14 protein-coding genes are annotated in these 17,322 nt (G+C 50.7%); 11 read left to right on the forward strand and 3 right to left on the reverse strand.

The window, feature by feature from the left end; translation table 11 throughout:
- Positions 1-6: 6 nt before the first annotated feature.
- Both KNV97_RS09205 and KNV97_RS09210 read left to right on the forward strand, forming a co-directional pair.
- The gene (locus KNV97_RS09205) at positions 7-951 is read left to right on the forward strand and encodes a glutathione S-transferase family protein (protein ID WP_218562943.1); all 945 of its coding nucleotides are present in this window, start codon (positions 7-9) and stop codon (positions 949-951) included.
- 165 nt (positions 952-1,116) lie between these two features.
- Entirely contained in the window at positions 1,117-2,394 is a 1,278-nt protein-coding gene (locus tag KNV97_RS09210) for an MgtC/SapB family protein (protein WP_218562944.1), read from the forward strand.
- Between the two features lie 125 nt (positions 2,395-2,519).
- Here KNV97_RS09210 and pta read toward each other — a convergent pair whose 3' ends face one another.
- Together pta and KNV97_RS09220 are read right to left on the reverse strand one after the other, a co-directional pair.
- Positions 2,520-4,664: a phosphate acetyltransferase gene (gene pta / locus KNV97_RS09215; protein WP_136484409.1), complete on the reverse strand. Its 2,145-nt coding sequence runs from the start codon at positions 4,662-4,664 to the stop codon at positions 2,520-2,522.
- A gap of 154 nt (positions 4,665-4,818) precedes the next feature.
- Positions 4,819-6,015 (reverse strand): acetate kinase, encoded by a 1,197-nt coding sequence (locus KNV97_RS09220; protein ID WP_218562945.1) that lies wholly within the window; start codon positions 6,013-6,015, stop codon positions 4,819-4,821.
- A gap of 348 nt (positions 6,016-6,363) precedes the next feature.
- On the opposite strand from KNV97_RS09220, the gene yfbV reads away from it, so the two are divergent.
- From yfbV to KNV97_RS09240, 4 genes are all read left to right on the forward strand, one after another.
- The gene (gene yfbV, locus KNV97_RS09225) at positions 6,364-6,816 is read left to right on the forward strand and encodes a terminus macrodomain insulation protein YfbV (RefSeq protein WP_136484411.1); all 453 of its coding nucleotides are present in this window, start codon (positions 6,364-6,366) and stop codon (positions 6,814-6,816) included.
- Positions 6,817-7,477: 661 nt separating this feature from the next.
- The gene (locus KNV97_RS09230) at positions 7,478-8,443 is read left to right on the forward strand and encodes an ABC transporter substrate-binding protein (RefSeq protein WP_218562946.1); all 966 of its coding nucleotides are present in this window, start codon (positions 7,478-7,480) and stop codon (positions 8,441-8,443) included.
- Between the two features lie 88 nt (positions 8,444-8,531).
- The gene (locus KNV97_RS09235) at positions 8,532-9,452 is read left to right on the forward strand and encodes an ABC transporter permease (RefSeq protein ID WP_136484413.1); all 921 of its coding nucleotides are present in this window, start codon (positions 8,532-8,534) and stop codon (positions 9,450-9,452) included.
- Positions 9,449-10,243 carry an ABC transporter ATP-binding protein gene (locus tag KNV97_RS09240; protein ID WP_136484414.1) on the forward strand — a complete coding sequence of 265 codons (795 nt, stop codon included), beginning with the start codon at positions 9,449-9,451 and terminating at the stop codon, positions 10,241-10,243. Before KNV97_RS09235 ends, KNV97_RS09240 begins: the two co-directional genes overlap by 4 nt.
- A 67-nt stretch (positions 10,244-10,310) precedes the next feature.
- Here KNV97_RS09240 and dusC read toward each other — a convergent pair whose 3' ends face one another.
- Positions 10,311-11,270, reverse strand: a complete 960-nt coding sequence (gene dusC / locus KNV97_RS09245) for a tRNA dihydrouridine(16) synthase DusC (protein WP_136484415.1) — start codon at positions 11,268-11,270, stop codon at positions 10,311-10,313.
- Between the two features lie 203 nt (positions 11,271-11,473).
- Here dusC and KNV97_RS09250 point away from each other — a divergent pair, with 203 nt between their 5' ends.
- From KNV97_RS09250 to KNV97_RS09270, 5 genes are all read left to right on the forward strand, one after another.
- On the forward strand, positions 11,474-12,103 hold the full coding sequence (locus tag KNV97_RS09250; RefSeq protein WP_218562947.1) for a YecA family protein: 630 nt from the start codon (positions 11,474-11,476) through the stop codon (positions 12,101-12,103).
- 170 nt (positions 12,104-12,273) lie between these two features.
- Positions 12,274-12,873, forward strand: a complete 600-nt coding sequence (gene lolA, locus KNV97_RS09255) for an outer membrane lipoprotein chaperone LolA (RefSeq protein ID WP_136484417.1) — start codon at positions 12,274-12,276, stop codon at positions 12,871-12,873.
- Positions 12,874-12,949: 76 nt separating this feature from the next.
- Complete coding sequence (locus KNV97_RS09260; protein WP_218562948.1) at positions 12,950-14,299, forward strand: replication-associated recombination protein A; 1,350 nt, start codon at positions 12,950-12,952, stop codon at positions 14,297-14,299.
- Between the two features lie 102 nt (positions 14,300-14,401).
- Complete coding sequence (gene serS / locus KNV97_RS09265; RefSeq protein WP_218562949.1) at positions 14,402-15,709, forward strand: serine--tRNA ligase; 1,308 nt, start codon at positions 14,402-14,404, stop codon at positions 15,707-15,709.
- Between the two features lie 519 nt (positions 15,710-16,228).
- On the forward strand, positions 16,229-17,188 hold the full coding sequence (locus KNV97_RS09270; RefSeq protein WP_240798161.1) for a glycosyl transferase family protein: 960 nt from the start codon (positions 16,229-16,231) through the stop codon (positions 17,186-17,188).
- Positions 17,189-17,322: the final 134 nt, after the last annotated feature.

The following is a 17,322-nucleotide window of genomic DNA, read 5'->3' on the forward strand; positions in this document are numbered from 1 at the left end:
TGAATCATGGGTAAATTAGTCGAGGGTGTATGGCACGACGTTTGGTATGATACCAAAAACAGTGGCGGCCGTTTTGTGCGTGAAGACGCAGGCTTTCGTGACTGGGTTGAAAATAAACCAGACGCAAAATTTACTCCGGAGTCCGGACGCTATCATTTGTATGTATCGCTGGCGTGTCCGTGGGCGCACCGAACTCTGATTTTCCGTCAGCTCAAGCAGCTACAAGAGCATATTGACGTCACTATCGTTTGTCCGGATATGCTGGCAGAAGGCTGGACTTTTGGTATCCCTGAGCCGCTGTTTGGTCATACCCGTATGCATCATATTTACACTCAGGCTAAATCGGATTACACCGGTCGGGTGACCGTACCTGTCTTGTGGGATAAGAAGACGAACACCATTGTCAGCAATGAATCGTCTGAAATCATCCGGATGTTCAACACGGCATTTAACGCCTTGACGGGTAACCAGGATGACTACTATCCGCAGCATCTACAGGCGTTAGTGGATGAGTGGAACGAGTTTATTTATCCGAACATCAATAATGGTGTTTATCGCTGTGGTTTTGCCACCACGCAAGAAGCGTACGAAGAAGCGTATGATTCGCTGTTTGCGGCACTGGATAAGGTGGACAGTCACCTGGCGACCCATCGTTACTTAGCTGGTAATGTGATCACGGAAGCGGACTGGCGTCTGTTTACCACACTGATTCGTTTTGATGCGGTGTATGTCGGCCATTTCAAATGTAATAAAAAACGTATTGCGGACTATCCGAATCTGAACGGTTATCTGAAAGAGCTGTATCAGGTGCCGGGCGTCAAAGAGACCACCGATTTTTATCATATTAAGCGCCACTATTACTTCAGCCATACCACAATCAATCCGACTCAGATTGTGCCGGTAGGACCGAATCTGGATCTGGACACATCGCACGGTCGTGAAGGGATTTAAATACCTGAACCTGCCGATGTAGCAATACTGATAAACCCTGGCCAATCGGCTGGGGTTTGTTTTATCTGAAATGTGAACTCCATTTTTATCAAAACCTTATACACTTATTAGAGGGTACATCTGCCATTGTCCTGCTCACCGGGATCAACCCGTGATGGAGTTATTATGGAGCTTACCAACGTCAGTCAAAGTGTTATCTGGAATCTACTTATTGCTCTCTTGCTGGGTGCCATTGTCGGTACGCAGCGTGGCTGGGTAACGCGGCATAATGTCGAGGGGTCGCGGGTGGCTGGTATTCGCACCTTCTCTTTGGTGGGTCTGTATGGCGGCTTATCGGCGGTGCTGGCTGAACGCTATTCGCCGCTGCTGCTTGGCTTTGCGCTATTGGCGCTGGTGACGGTTACCTGCATCGCGTTTGTGCTTAAGCAGCGTAAATCACAGGACATCAGTATTACCGGCGTGGTGAGCTTGTTAGTCACTTTTGTCATCGGCAGCCTGGCGGTGTCCGGTAATCCTGTGCTAGCGGCCGTCGCGGCGGTCATTACTGCCTTGGTGCTGGACAATAAGCAGGAGCTGCACCAGGCGCTGCAAAAGCTGCAGGAATATGAACTGGATGCCGCACTGCGGCTGATGTTGATTTCGATTGTGATGCTGCCGCTATTACCCAACCAAAGCTACGGCCCTTGGGGAGCACTGAATCCGTACGAGATTTGGTGGATGGTGGTACTGATCGCCAGTATCTCTTTTATTGGTTACTTTGCCATTCGTATCGGTGGGGCCCGACGCGGCGTGCTGTTTACCGCTGCGTTTGCCGGGCTTAGCTCGTCGACCGCCTTAACCTTACAATTTTCCCAGTTGTCGCGTGAGCGGGCTGACATCAGTCCTTTGCTGGCGTGTGGTATTCTGCTTTCGTGCGGTACCATGTTTCCGCGGTTGTTGGTGGTACTTTCATTAATTAACAAGAATTTATTGCCGATGCTGGCGCCTGTGGTGGCAGTGATGATGCTGGCGCTTTACCTGCCGGCATGGTTATTGTGGCGCTGTGCTGAGACAGTGGCCCCTGAACAACAAAGTGAACAGGAAAAACGCCATAATAATCCGCTCGCGTTGCAATCGGCGTTGTGGTTTGGCCTGGTTTTGGCCCTGATCATGTTGCTATCGCATGCTTTGTCAGAGTGGTTTGGCGAAGCGGGTACCCTGGGCCTGGCTGCGGTGTCCGGGATTACCGATGTCGATGCGATTACTCTGGCACTGGCGAGGCAGAGCTCGGACGGACTGGATAATCATACTGCGGCGCTGGGTATTGTGATTGCAGCCTCGGTCAATACTCTGGTGAAAATGGGGATGGCCTGGGTAGTGGGTGACAGGCAGGTCGGCATAAGAGTGATGCCGGTGATGCTGCTGTCTGTCGGGCTGGGTTTACTGACGCTGTGGATGATCTAAATATCGTCAGCTGATTGTTAAATGTGTCAGTGCTTTTTACAAGGGCAGGGCTTTTCACAAGAGCAGGGCACAAATAAACAAAAGGCCTTCGCAGTGCGAAGGCCTTTATCTTCAGTCAGAAGCCATTATTTTTGCTCTTGGTCTGCCTGAATTGCAGTCAGAGCGATGGTGTAGACGATATCGTCAACCAGCGCGCCGCGTGACAGGTCGTTGACCGGCTTACGCATGCCTTGCAGCATCGGACCGATTGAAACCAGGTCAGCACTACGCTGTACCGCTTTGTAAGTAGTGTTACCTGTGTTCAGATCGGGGAACACAAATACCGTCGCTTTACCTGCAACCGGAGAGTTAGGGGCTTTAGAAGCGGCTACGTTCTCCATGATCGCTGCGTCGTACTGTAGCGGACCGTCGATAACCAGGTCAGGACGTTTTTCCTGTGCCAGGCGAGTCGCTTCACGGACTTTATCAACGTCAGCGCCTTTACCTGAAGTACCGGTCGAGTACGAGATCATCGCTACGCGAGGATCAATACCGAATGCCGCTGCAGAGTCTGCTGACTGGATAGCAATCTCAGCCAGTTGCTCAGCGGTCGGATCCGGGTTGATGGCACAGTCACCGTAAACCAGAACCTGGTCAGGCAGCAGCATGAAGAAGATCGAAGAAACGATCGACGCATTTGGTGCTGTCTTAATGATCTGGAACGGAGGAACGATGGTGTTGGCCGTTGTGTGAACGGCACCAGAAACCAGACCGTCGACTTCGTTTGCTTCCAGCATCATAGTGCCCAGGAATACTGAGTCTTCCAGTTTCTCGCGAGCAACCACTTCAGTCATGCCTTTCGCGCCGCGCAGCTCAACCAGACGAGCAACGTAGTTTTCGCGGATAGCGTCAGAGTCGATGATTTCAACACCAGCGCCCAGTTCAACACCCTGTTGCGCTGCTACGCGACGGATTTCATCCGGGTTACCCAGCAGGACACAAGTCGCGATACCACGTTCAGCACAGATAGATGCAGCTTTAACGGTACGTGGCTCATCACCTTCAGGCAGAACGATACGTTTACCGGCACGACGAGCGAACTCAGTCAGCTGGTAACGGAACGCAGGCGGGCTCAGACGACGAATCCCCTGCGTACCTTCACTCAGAGAGTCGATCCAAGGGCCGTCGATGTGGCTGGCAACGTGATCGTTAACGAACTCGATACGCTCTTTATCGTCCGCCGGAACTTCCAGGCTGAAGCTTTGCAGGTTCAGCGAAGTTTGCCAGGTGTTACCTTGTGCCTTGAAGATTGGCAGGCCTGATTCGAAAGCTGGTTTACACAGCTGTTCGATTTCGTGCGGGATATCGTAACCACCGGTCAGCAGGATAGCGCCGATCTCAACGCCGTTCATCGCCGCCAGAGATGCCGCAACGATAACGTCCGGACGGTCTGCTGAAGTGACCAGCAGTGAACCTGGTTTGAAGTGCTCAATCATGTGTGGCAGTGAACGGGCACAGAAAGTGATGCTCTTCACGCGGCGAGTGTTGATCTCACCTGCATTAACGATTTCAGCTTTCAGGTGCTTCGCCATGTCGATAGCACGGGTCGCGATCAGTTCAACATTCCATGGCACGCAACCCAGAACGCGGATTGGGCTGGAGTTGAAGATCTGCATCACTTCCAGGTTCGCTTTGGTCGCTGCGTCAGAATCGTCAAAGATTTCAGACAGATCAGGACGAGTACGGCCAGCTTCATCGACCGGAGCGTTCAGTTTGTTGATGATCACACCAGCGATGTTTTTGTTCTTCACGCCGCCGAAGTTAGAACAGGCAACTTCCAGACGCTCTTTCAGCTGAGATGGGTTGTCGGTGCCTGGAGTGGCAACCAAAACGATCTCTGCGCCCAGCGTTTTTGCTACTTCGTAGTTAACCTGGTTAGCGAACGGGTGCTTACGGGTCGGAACCAGACCTTCGATCAGAGTCACTTCCGAATCTTTATTGATTTGGTTGTAACGCTCAACGATGGTTTCCAGCAGCACGTCCATTTTCTCGCCGCCGATCAGGCCTTCAGCTTCAGGCATCGACATTGGCTGAGCCAGTTTGATGCTGCTGTTTGCACTGATGATGGTCGAAGTCAGGTCAGGCTGGTCGCCGCCACTGCGTGGCTGTGCGATTGGCTTGTAGAAAGAAACATTTACGCCTTTGCGTTCCATAGCACGCAGCAAACCCATGCTTACGCTGGTAAGACCAACGCCGGCACTGGTTGGGATAAGCATAATAGTACGGGACATTCTTAAAGTACCTCAACACTATTGTTTAAAATCTAAGGAGCTTAGATTGAAAGGAACAAAGCCCAACAGGCGATCTGCAAGATGAGAGTGACAGAGCGGGTGTTGAGCCCCTAAAAAACACTGGCTAACTCGAGGAGTTAGCCAGGGAATCTGATTAGATGTTGGTCAGACGAGCTGTGTCTTCAGCGATAACCAGTTCTTCGTTGGTTGAGATAACCATCGCTGGGATACGGCTGCCTTCAGTTGTGATAACACCTTCGCCGCCGAAACGTGCTTTCAGGTTCGCTGCGCCATCTACTTCGATACCGAAGATAGCCAGGCGGTTCAGAACCATTTCACGGATTGGTGCAGAGTTCTCACCGATACCACCGGTAAATACGATAGCGTCCAGACGACCGTCCATGCTAGCTGTGTAACCTGCAACGTATTTTGCCAGGCGGTGGCAGAATACGTCCATTGCACGAGTCGCTTCTTCTTTAGTGCCGTAGTTGTCTTCAACGAAGCGGCAATCAGAAGTGACTTCGGTCAGACCTTGTAGGCCAGACTCTTTAGTCAGCATCTTGTTGATGTCAGCGACTGAGTAACCCAGCGTGTCGTGCAGGTGGAATACGATCGCAGGATCGATATCGCCACAACGAGTACCCATAACCAGACCTTCCAGAGGAGTCAGACCCATAGAGGTGTCAACTGACTGGCCGTTCTTGATTGCACAAACAGACGCACCGTTGCCCAGGTGGCAGTTGATGATGTTCAGTTCGCTGGCTGGTTTACCCAGACGCTCTGCGGCTTCACGTGCGATAAACAGGTGAGAGGTACCGTGTGCGCCGTAGCGACGGATGCCATGCTCTTTGTACAAATTGTATGGCAGCGCGTACAGGTACGCTTCTTCTGGCATAGTTTGGTGGAAAGCAGTGTCGAATACGGCAACGTTCTGCAGTGCAGGGAATGCTTTCTGAGCTGCTTTAATACCAACGATGTGCGCCGGGTTGTGCAGAGGAGCGAAGCTAGCCGCGTCTTCAATACCTTTCAGAACGGTTTCGTCGATCAGAGCTGATTGAGTGAACTGCTCACCGCCGTGTACAACACGGTGGCCAATGGCTTTCAGTTGCTCTGCCAGTTCTGGCTTAGAAGCAAGGATAGTTTCAACGATGAAAGTCAGAGCTTCATCGTGTGCAGCGCCATCACCCAGTTGAGCTTCGTGCTTGCCGTCAAGTTTCCACTTGATACGTGCTTCTGGAAGGTGTAGACATTCAGCAAGACCTGAAAGGTACTCGTCGCCATTTTGTGCGTCGACAACAGCGAACTTAAGTGAAGAACTACCGCAGTTTAAAACTAAAACTAGCTTAGACATGAGTAACTACCTGTAATAATCGGTTAGGACAAAAATTAATCTCAAGAATAGTCAACCCATGCAGGACTGCTACTAATCTTGGTCAATAAAGCTTCAATTTCCGTATAAAAAGACGTGACAGTGTCAGTGTAATCGTCGGTGCAATCCGTGCAGCATTCATCGCAGAGTTGCTTAAATAATAATTACGGGCAACAATGAGATTGAGAATGCGCAAAGGATAGCGATATTAGGTCAAGATAACAAAAAAAATTTGAAAGAATATTATAATTTGTCAAATTTTTACGCCATTTGTTGAATCGTTCAACTATTTTTTAAAGAACGATTGGCAGCTTTAACGAGGGGAATGGTATGAGTAATAAAGCAGGAATCATCCACAGCCTAAAAGATGGTCAGAAGTACATGGACACCTGGCCAATGCGCAAAGAGCTGAATCTGCTGTTTCCGGAACCGCGCATCATTAAAGCAACGCGCTTTGCGATTAAAGTGATGCCGGCGGTTGCGGCGATCAGTGTCCTGACGCAGATGACCTTTCATAACGCTGGCGCGATGCCGCAGACGATTGTGATCGCGTTGTTCGCGATAAGCCTGCCGCTGCAAGGGATATGGTGGCTGGGCAACCGAGCCAATACCCAACTGCCGCCCGCATTAGCGCATTGGTACCACGAACTGCATGAAAAAATCATTGAGACGGGGTTTGCGCTGGAACCGGCTAAGGCCAAGCCACGTTATAAAGAACTAGCCGCTATTCTCAATCGGGCATTTCGTCAACTGGATGAAACCTCGCTAGAGCGTTGGTTCTGAGTCTTGATGGCAGCTTTAGCCGTTCTATTAGCACTGAAGTTGCCGTTACTTAAGGTGAGTGATGAGTTTAAATACTCGATAGTAAATCTGTTATTCAATTAATTTAATACAGGTTCAAAGATATTAATATAATGAGTCACTTTTGTTGCTATCTTGATATTATTTTGTTGGTCGTGCGATGTTAAATTGTACGGCCTTTACTTTATATACAGATGTTTTTGTAAACAGATGTTTTTGTAAAGTGATGACTATTTCAACATAACCGCTAAGTTTAAATAATAGTCAACCAGTTGCTTTTTCTAATGGCTAATGCCTCTGAGATGACTGATGGCTGATGGCTGATGGCTCTAGTGCATCGCTCAGCGCTAATAAGATGGTTAGTTAGCCCAAAAACAGCAGCAGTCACGGCAGCTTCTTCAACTTAATTTACATGAGTGGCGCCGGTCAGCGCCCAGACGCCACATGCTCAAATAGTGAACTCTTCTCAAATTTGCGCGCGATACCATATTCCCAGCTCTCTTTTTGTTATTTTCCTGTTAACTCTCACTTCCCTTTCCCCGAACTAACTGGTAATAATGTTGTTAGTTGTACGCAGTGGATACAACAAACAAAAAACACAACATAGCACTAAAATAAAAAAGCTTTATATCAAGGAGTTAAGATGAAAGCACGCAAAGCTATTGCGACCGCCGTTCTGGCGGGCGCTGCATTACTCTCGTCGCAAAGCATTATGGCGAAAACCGCCAAAGTCGCAGTATCACAAATTGTTGAACACCCGGCACTTGATGCCGCTCGTCAGGGCCTGTTAGATGGTTTGAAAGCCAAAGGTTATGAAGAGGGCAAAAACCTCGAGTTTGATTTTAAAACCGCGCAGGGCAACCCCGCAATTGCCGTTCAGATCGCTCGTCAGTTTGTGGGTGAAAACCCGGATGTACTGGTTGGGATCGCAACCCCGACCGCGCAGGCTCTGGTTGCTGCAACCAAATCTATCCCTATCGTTTTTACTGCAGTAACCGATCCTGTCGGTGCCAAACTGGTGAAGCAGATGGAACAGCCGGGCAAAAACGTCACCGGTCTGTCGGATCTTTCTCCGGTAGAACAGCACGTAGAGCTGATTAAAGAGCTGATGCCAAACGTGAAATCGATTGGCGTGGTTTACAACCCGGGTGAGGCTAATGCGGTCAGCCTGATGGATCTGCTCAAATCATCTGCCGATAAACATGGCCTGACTCTGGTTGAAGCAACTGCACTGAAAAGTGCCGATGTTCAGTCAGCTACTCAAGCTATCGCTGCGAAGTCAGACATCATTTATGCGCTGATCGACAATACAGTGGCGAGTGCAATTGAAGGCATGATCGTGGCGGCGAACCAGGCGAAAACGCCGGTATTTGGTGCTGCAACCTCTTATGTTGAGCGTGGTGCTGTGGCAAGCCTTGGCTTTGACTACTACCAGATTGGTGTGCAGACCGCAGACTACGTAGCCAAAATCCTGGATGGTGCTAAACCGGGCAGCCTGAACGTTGAAATCGCGAAAGGTTCTGACCTGGTGATCAACAAAACCGCGGCCGACAAACTGGGTATGACCATTCCGCAATCCGTCCTGGATCGTGCGACCAGCGTAAAATAATAAATGGCAGTGCGGCAGTGAACTGTTGCGCTGAACCTGACTGAGCGGCCTGCGGGCCGTTCAGAATTAAGCAGAAAAGGGAGTTTGTATGTCTGCTTTTGCATTTTTTGGGGCCTTAGAAGTTGGCCTGATTTACGGGTTGGTTGCTTTGGGCGTTTATCTGACGTTCAGGGTGCTCGATTTTCCCGATTTGAGTGTCGATGGCAGTTTTCCGATGGGCGCAGCGGTTGCGGCTACCGCCATTGTATCGGGCATCGATCCTTGGCTGGCAACCGGCCTGGCGATCGTTGCTGGTATGGCAACGGGCTGGGTGACCGCCTTTCTGACCGTACGTTGTGGCATCTTGCATCTTTTGGCCTCGATTCTGACCATGATTGCCGCTTTCTCTATCAACATCCGCATCATGGGACGTCCGAACCTGGCACTGCTCGGGGAAGATACCATTCTGACACCGTTCGAAGCGATGGGCGATGCCATGTGGATTCGTCCGTTAGTGGTCGGTGTGCTGGTCGTTATCTCAGCGCTGTTTATTATTCGTCTGCTCAACAGTGACTTTGGCCTCGGTCTTCGTGCCACAGGCGTTAACGCGCGTATGGTGGCGGCTCAGGGGGCCAGCACAGCATTTTATACTTATTTTTGTCTGGCGATTTCAAATGGCTTTGTCGGTTTCGCCGGCGCACTTTTCGCTCAGACCAACAGTTTTGCCGATGTCACCTCAGGTGTCGGTACCATAGTGGTCGGCCTGGCCGCGGTGATTCTGGGTCAGACCTTGATCCCGGGGCGCAAAATTTGGGTCGCGGTGGTCGCTGTGATTGTCGGCTCGGTGTTGTACCGCCTGGCAGTGGCATTTGCTCTGAGTTCCGGTATGTTTGGCCTGCAGGCATCAGATCTGAACCTGGTGACCGCGGTCCTGGTTGCTGCAGCGCTGATCATGCCGCGTGTGAAACGCAATATGAAATCCAAAACACCAAAAAGCAAGCAGGGTAAGTCGTCAGGAGAAGCGGTATGATTCGGTTAGAAGATATTCAAGTGACCTTTAATCCCGGCACAATCCTCGAAAACCGCGCTCTGCGCGGCGTGAATCTTGAAGTGCCGGAGCATCAGTTCCTGACCGTTATTGGGTCGAACGGCGCCGGTAAATCGACGCTGCTTGGCGCTGTCACCGGTGAAACGCCGATGGTGGGCGGGCAAGTCTTGATTGATGACATTGATGTTACGCGCCAGAGTGTCGATCGCCGCGCAAATTTGTGTGCGCGGGTGTTTCAGGATCCGCTGGCCGGTACCTGTGGTGCCCTGACCATTGAAGAGAATATGGCTCTGGCCTACATGCGTGGTAAACGTCGTGGCTGGAAACATGCTTTGTCCAGCAATCGTCGTAAGTTGTTTCAGGAGCGGATCAGTATTCTGGGCTTAGGCCTGGAAGATCGCCTCGGAGACAGTATCGGCCTGTTATCCGGTGGTCAGCGTCAGGCTGTCAGTCTGGTGATGGCGACGTTATCGGACAGTAAGCTGTTGCTTTTAGATGAACATACTGCTGCGCTGGATCCGCGTATGGCGGCATTCATCATCGATCTGACCAAGAAAATCGTGACCGAGTTTAATCTGACGGTGATGATGGTCACCCACTCGATGAAAGATGCATTGGCGTGTGGTGATCGCACTGTCATGCTGCATCAGGGTAATATCGTTCTGGATGTGGCAGGTGAGCAGCGTGCCAATATGGATGTGCCGGATCTGCTGGAGATGTTCTCCAAAGTGCGCGGTGAAGAGTTGTCTGATGATAGTCTGCTGCTGAGCTAGTTGGTCGCTGACGACATATGAGTGAAAGATTCAGGCCCCGGGTGAGTCATCCGGGGCCTGATTTATTTTAAGCGCTTTGCGTTGCTAGTTCATCGCGGTAACGCTTGAAATGGTCAACAATAGGTTCGACCTGAGTCATGGTGCGGATTTCGCGGAACAGGTCAGCCGCTTGCGGATAGGCCTGACGCAGGTAAGAAAACCACTGTTTAACCCGGTTAGGATAGTACTTCCCTTTGTCGCCGCGCACTTCGTAGGCGGAATACTTGAGCAGCAGATCCACCACTTCGTTCCATGGCATGGCTGTGTGGTTGTGCTTAACAATATTACCCAGGTTAGGTATGTTCAATGCACCCCGGCACACCATCAGCGAATCGACTCCGGTGGTTTCGATACAGGCCTGTCCATCCTGATAGTTCCAGATTTCACCGTTGGCAATCAGCGGTAGTGACGTTTTCTGGCGAATCTGGTCAATGTAATGCCATTTAATTTCATTCGCTTTGTAGCCGCCGGCTTTGGTACGGGCATGTACGGTGAGTTCATCGGCTTTTGCCTGTTGCACGGCATCGACAATTTCAAAGCAGTCATCAGGATTTTCCCAGCCGAGACGAATTTTGGCCGTTACTGGGATATCAGCAGGTACCGCCTCACGGCAGGCTTTGATCACCTGGTAAATCAGTTCAGGATGTTGCAGCAGTGCTGCACCGCCTTTGCTCTGGTTGACCATCTTTGCCGGGCAGCCGAAGTTCAGGTCAACGCCACATGCGCCCAGTTCCGCCGCGCGAATGGCATTTTCTGCCATCCAGTGCGGATCCTGACCCAGTAGCTGAACCTTGACCGGGACGCCGGATGCGGTTTGTGAGTTTTGTTTCAACTCCGGACAGAGACGATAAAACACATGGTCCGGTAATGGCTGGCTGACCACGCGCACAAACTCAGTCACACAGAAATCGTAATCGTTAATCTGTGTCAGCATTTCACGCATCAGGTGATCCAGTACGCCCTCCATCGGGCCTAAAATTACTCGCATAGTGTGTTTTATCATTGCCGTTCAAAATGGAGGCGAGATTGTAGTGTGGCGTACCCCAAATGTCACGTCATACCCGGTTAGCAAGGCGGTTGTTATTGGTTTTGTTGGCCAGTAAGCCAGCAGTTGTGAGGAAATCGGCACACACAAGCGGGTCAGTTTGGGTATAATGCCGCTTTCGCCATTGATGAAATATAAGAGACCCCATGAGCTATCAGCTAGTCAATCTGACTCAGGATGAGTGTGACCAATCACCGTTGTTTATTGAAGGTGCAGTATATGCCGCCAATCTGGCGACGAAACCGCTCGACCCTGAAGAATGGTTGCAAGCCGTGTTTGGTGAGCAGGCCGGTGCGATTAAACCAGCTGTCGTGGAGCAAATCCATGCTCAGTACAATCAGTTAAAGCAGAACAGCTACGGCTTGCTGGCACTATTGGCAGCGCAACCTGAGTCCAGTGAAGAGGCGTTGGCTGATTTTGCCGAAGGTTTTATGAATGTCTGGCCGCACGTTGAGCCGTTGTGGCATGAAGTCCATCTGTCAGATGGATCGGTGCGTATGCTGCAAGCTCTGCTGACGACCCTGATGCTGGCGATTGATGAAGAGCAGACGCACGCGGAAATGAAAGCGGCAGGCTACGATTTACCGCCCGACCTGGCCTCGATGATCAAGCAGTTGGATCTGATGGTCCATGAAGTTGCTCTGGCTGCCGATGAAGCCATGCTTGGTTCAAAAGCGCAGAGTATAAATCCATTTAAAGATATCGGCCGTAATGACGCCTGTCCTTGTGGCAGTGGCAAAAAGTTTAAGCAGTGCTGCGGATTGGCTGTTGGCTGATATCGTCGCGCTAAGTGGATGATATAGGCACCGGATAGCGAATCACCATGCCGTGAGTTTTTTATGGCCTTGATTGTGGTGAATCGAACTTTTCCCACACAGGATTGACACAATAAGAAAGTAAAACGCCTATAACTTTCTTATCCCCAATAGCTAGGAGCTGTGACAGAATGAACAAATGGCTAGCACTGTGTTTTTGCAGTTTTTCCGTTTTCGCCTCACCCAAAGAGACATTGAGTGAACGTCTGGCGATGACCGAGGGTTTTAGTGCTAAATTTGAGCAACAGGTAGTCAGCCCGGACGGTGACGTCGTGATGGAAGGCAACGGTGAAGTGGATATTGCCCGCCCGAGCCTGTTCCGCTGGCAGACTGAAGCGCCAGATGAAAACTTGTTAGTCTCAGACGGCAAGTCATTGTGGTACTACAGTCCGTTCATTGAACAGGTGACGATTTATGATCAAGCGCAGGCCACAGAACAGACACCGTTTGTTCTGCTGACCCGTAACCGCGCCAGTGATTGGGACGCATACCGGGTTGAAGAAAACGGCGATGTGTTTACCCTCACGCCAACGGCCGTTGATTCCAATCAAGGCCAGTTCCAAATCACCATTAACAACGCTGGTGTCGTCAAAGGTTTCAATGTGATTGAGCAGGACGGCCAGAAAAGTCTTTTCACCTTTGATGATGTTACGCAGCAAACACCACCGAAGAGTCGTTTCACCTTTAAAGTGCCGGATGGCGTAGAAGTGGACGATCAGCGCTCAGAGTAATCACTCTGTGACGTACGGATTTCACCTATACGACAAGCTGGTACTAGAGTAGCGATAACCTGAGTAACGGATAACCTTGAGTAATTACAATTTCGACTTTGCCGGGGATGAGGATTTTCGTCCCCTGGCTGCACGCATGCGACCGCAAACCGTTGACCAGTATATTGGCCAACAGCATATTCTCGGACCGGGTAAACCACTGCGCCGGGCGCTGGAGGCAGGTCAAATCCACTCAATGATTTTGTGGGGGCCGCCCGGCACCGGTAAAACCACCTTAGCTGAAGTGGCCGCGAATTATGCCAACGCGGAAGTCGAACGTGTCTCTGCGGTGACCTCAGGGGTAAAAGAGATTCGGGCTGCGATTGAAAAAGCGCGTGAGAACAAACTGGCGGGCAGACGGACCATTTTGTTTGTCGACGAGGTGCATCGTTTCAATAAATCGCAGCAGGATGCTTTCTTACCGCATATCGAAGATGGCACGGTGACCTTCATCGGAGCGACCACCGAGAACCCGTCATTCGAACTCAATAACGCATTGTTATCGCGTGCGCGGGTTTACAAACTGACATCGCTCAGCAAAGACGAAATCCTGCAGGCGCTTAATCAGGCGATCGCCGATAGCGAACGCGGGCTGGGCAAAGAGACAGCTCAGTTTCACGATCAGGTTTTGGAACGTTTGGCAGAACTGGTGAACGGCGATGCCCGTATGTCCCTCAATTATCTTGAGCTGCTGTATGATATGGCGGAGCAGGATGAGCAGGGTGTCAAACAGGTCACGATCAGTTTGCTGGCCGAAGTGGCCGGTGAAAAAGTAGCGCGCTTCGATAACAAGGGTGACATTTGGTATGACCTGATTTCTGCGCTACACAAATCGATTCGTGGTTCAAATCCGGACGGCGCCTTGTACTGGGCAGCGCGAATGATCAGCGCTGGGTGCGATCCGCTGTATATTGCCCGCCGTTTACTGGCGATCGCATCAGAAGATATTGGCAATGCCGATCCGCGTGCGATGCAGGTTGCTTTATCGGCCTGGGATTGCTTCCATCGGGTCGGTGCTTATGAAGGAACCCGCGCCATTGCCCAGGCGATTGTCTATCTCGCGTGTGCGCCCAAAAGCAATGCCGTTTATACCGCCTGGGCTCAGGCCCTCAATGACGCCCAAAATCTGCCGGAGTATGAAGTGCCGATCCATCTGCGTAACGCGCCGACCAAGCTGATGAAAGAGATGGGGTATGGCGAAGAGTACCGTTACGCCCATGACGAACCGGGTGCTTATGCCGCCGGTGAACGTTACCTGCCACCGGAAATGACCGGAACTCGCTACTATGAGCCAACCAAACGGGGCTTAGAAACCAAGATTGGTGAAAAGTTAGATTATCTGGCCGACCTGGACGCAAAAAGCCCACGAAAGCGCTATGAAAAGTAGTCACTTTTCGTTATCTTTGACCCAATAAATTTCAATACGCGTGGCTTTGATTAAAAAGGAAGCACACGCGTTTTTTCGTAACTCAAAAGCATAGGATTAGCAATGCTGGATTCTAAATTACTTCGTACAGAGCTGGATGAAACAGCTGCAAAACTGGCGCGTCGCGGTTTCAAACTCGACGTAGACGCAATTCGTACACTTGAAGAACAACGTAAGTCGATTCAAGTAGAAGTTGAAAATTTACAATCCACGCGTAACTCCATCTCCAAGCAAATCGGTCAGTTAATGTCACAAGGTGACAAAGCTGGTGCCGAGGAAATTAAACAGCAAATCGGTAACCTGGGCGCCGACCTGGATGCGAAGAAAGTCGAACTGGACGCGGTTCAGAACCAACTGGAAGCGATCACGCAAAGTGTGCCTAACCTGCCAGATGATTCAGTACCCGATGGTAAAGATGAGAACGACAACGTTGAAGTGTCTCGTTGGGGTACACCGAAAGAGTATGACTTTGCAGTCAAAGATCATGTTGACCTGGGGGAAATGGGCGACGGTATTGATTTTGCCAGCGCAACCAAGATCACCGGTGCACGTTTTGTGGTGATGAAAGGTCAGTTTGCCCGTCTGCACCGCGCGATTGCGCAGTTCATGCTCGATCTGCATACCGATGAGCACGGTTACACCGAACTGTACGTGCCATACCTGGTCAACGCTGACACGCTGTTTGGTACTGGTCAGCTGCCTAAATTCGGTAAAGACCTGTTCCACACAGAGCCTCTGGCAGAAAAAGCCAGTGACGAAGAGCCTCGTCGTCTGTCTCTGATCCCAACGGCTGAAGTTCCGGTAACAAACTTGGTACGTGACACCATTTCAGAAGAAGCTGATCTGCCGCTGAAGATGACGGCACATACCCCATGTTTCCGTTCAGAAGCCGGTTCTTACGGTCGTGACACGCGTGGTTTGATTCGTATGCACCAGTTCGACAAAGTGGAGCTGGTTCAGATCACCAAGCCAGAAGATTCAATGGCGGCACTGGAAGAGCTGACCGGCCACGCAGAGAAAGTCCTGCAACTGCTGGAGCTGCCTTACCGCAAAGTGGTTCTTTGCACCGGTGATATGGGCTTTGGCGCTCGCAAGACTTACGATCTGGAAGTCTGGGTACCGGCGCAGAAAACCTACCGTGAAATCTCTTCGTGCTCAAACATGTGGGATTTCCAGGCGCGTCGTATGCAAGCACGTTTCCGCCGTAAAGGTGAGAAGAAACCTGAGCTGGTTCATACTCTGAACGGTTCAGGTCTGGCAGTCGGCCGTACTATGGTTGCTATCCTGGAGAACTACCAGCAAGCCGACGGCCGTATTGAGATTCCGGCAGTACTGCACAAATACATGGGTGGTCTGACTCACATCGGTTAACCTCCGATTCAGAGATATAAATCAGAAACCGGCATTGAAACTGCCGGTTTTTTTTGTACCGAAAAATAGGCGCCGTCACTGAGCCTGAATGATAACTGATAGGGCATGATGCACAAACTGGGTGCGTTGTTCCGAAGGGTTAATTTATAAATTATTGAATTTACTTGGTTTAATTTTTGGTACGTGCTTTGCAACGGTTAAATTGATTAAAGATAACTCGTCCAAGTTAGTACCTAGAACAAAGCGCCCTGTTTTATGCAAAATAGGGCGCTTTTATTTTACTAATCCCGCTATTTTTATGACTTAGCATGCACGGAATACACGGCATGAAGGGAATCCTATGCGATATTCGCACAGCGGATTTTGTCAGCCTTTCGCTGCTAAGCTGTACGATACTGAAAGAGAAAAGAGTGTTATCACTGCTGGCTATTGACCCGTAACGATTACGTGGTAAAACAAAGCGATAAATAACAAAATAACCACGGCCGGACTATGGCTGTGCAGAGGAATGAGGTCGCAATGAGTACGATTCTGGAATGTATTCGCACGGTCGGGCGCGGAGAACGCGGGCGTAAGCCGCTGACTTTTGATCAAGCCTATCAGGTGATGGATGAGTATCTGAATGGAGAGGTGGGTGATGACCAGATGGCCATGCTGCTGATGCTGATCCGGGTCCAGAATGAGACCAATGCGGAAATCGGCGGGTTTGTTAAAGCATTCCAGTCAAGAGTGCCAGCGATTGGTGCAGAAATTGACTGGCCATGTTATGCCGGTAAACGCGCTGCGGCGGGAAAACCATGGCATCTGCTGGCGGCCAGAATCATGGCAGATAATGGTCACAAGATCTTAATGCACGGTTACAATGACAAACCCGCATCCCGTGAACATGCCCAGGATTACCTGACCGCTTGCCAGGTACCGCTGGCATCCGATGCAGACCATGCCGAACTCCTGCTGCAAACCGGTAATATCGCCTATTTGCCGCTGAGCGCGTTTGCACCTCAGGCTGAGCTGATGATGAGCTGGAAAAATCGCTATGGTTTGCGTACACCGATCAATACCGTGGTGCGGGCGCTTAATCCTGGTGGTGCTGAGATAGGTCTGCGCGGCAGCTTTCACCCGGGTTTTCAGCAACTGCATGCAGAAGTTGAGCACGTGATTGGTAAGACGGCACATGCTGTCGTGTCGTTTAAAGGGCAATCCGGTGAGTCGGAGTATAATCCGAAAGTGAGCCAGACGGTGTGGCTGAGCCAAACCGACGGTGTGCACAGTTATTACTGGCCTGAACAATACCTGTCTGATATTGCATTACCTGCTGATTGCCCGCTTGGCACTGCGGAAGAGGACAAAGTGCAGATGGCGAATAGCGTGGTTGCCACCATGACTGCAGTGCTGTTTGCCAAAACCCTCGATCGCGAACAAGCCATGGCCACGGCTTACCAGTACTGGCAGCATTATGTGACCCAGCACGCGGTATAATCATTGGCGAATCTAGCAGTAAAGCAGTGCTGCTAATCAGACATCTTTTATCAATGGCCATCGGCGCGTGAGCGCCGGTGGCCATTTGGTATCGCTAACAAATTTGTATCAATAACAATCAGTGCTAAGTCTGA

The organism is Vibrio ostreae (assembly GCF_019226825.1).
GTDB lineage: Bacteria > Pseudomonadota > Gammaproteobacteria > Enterobacterales > Vibrionaceae > Vibrio > Vibrio ostreae.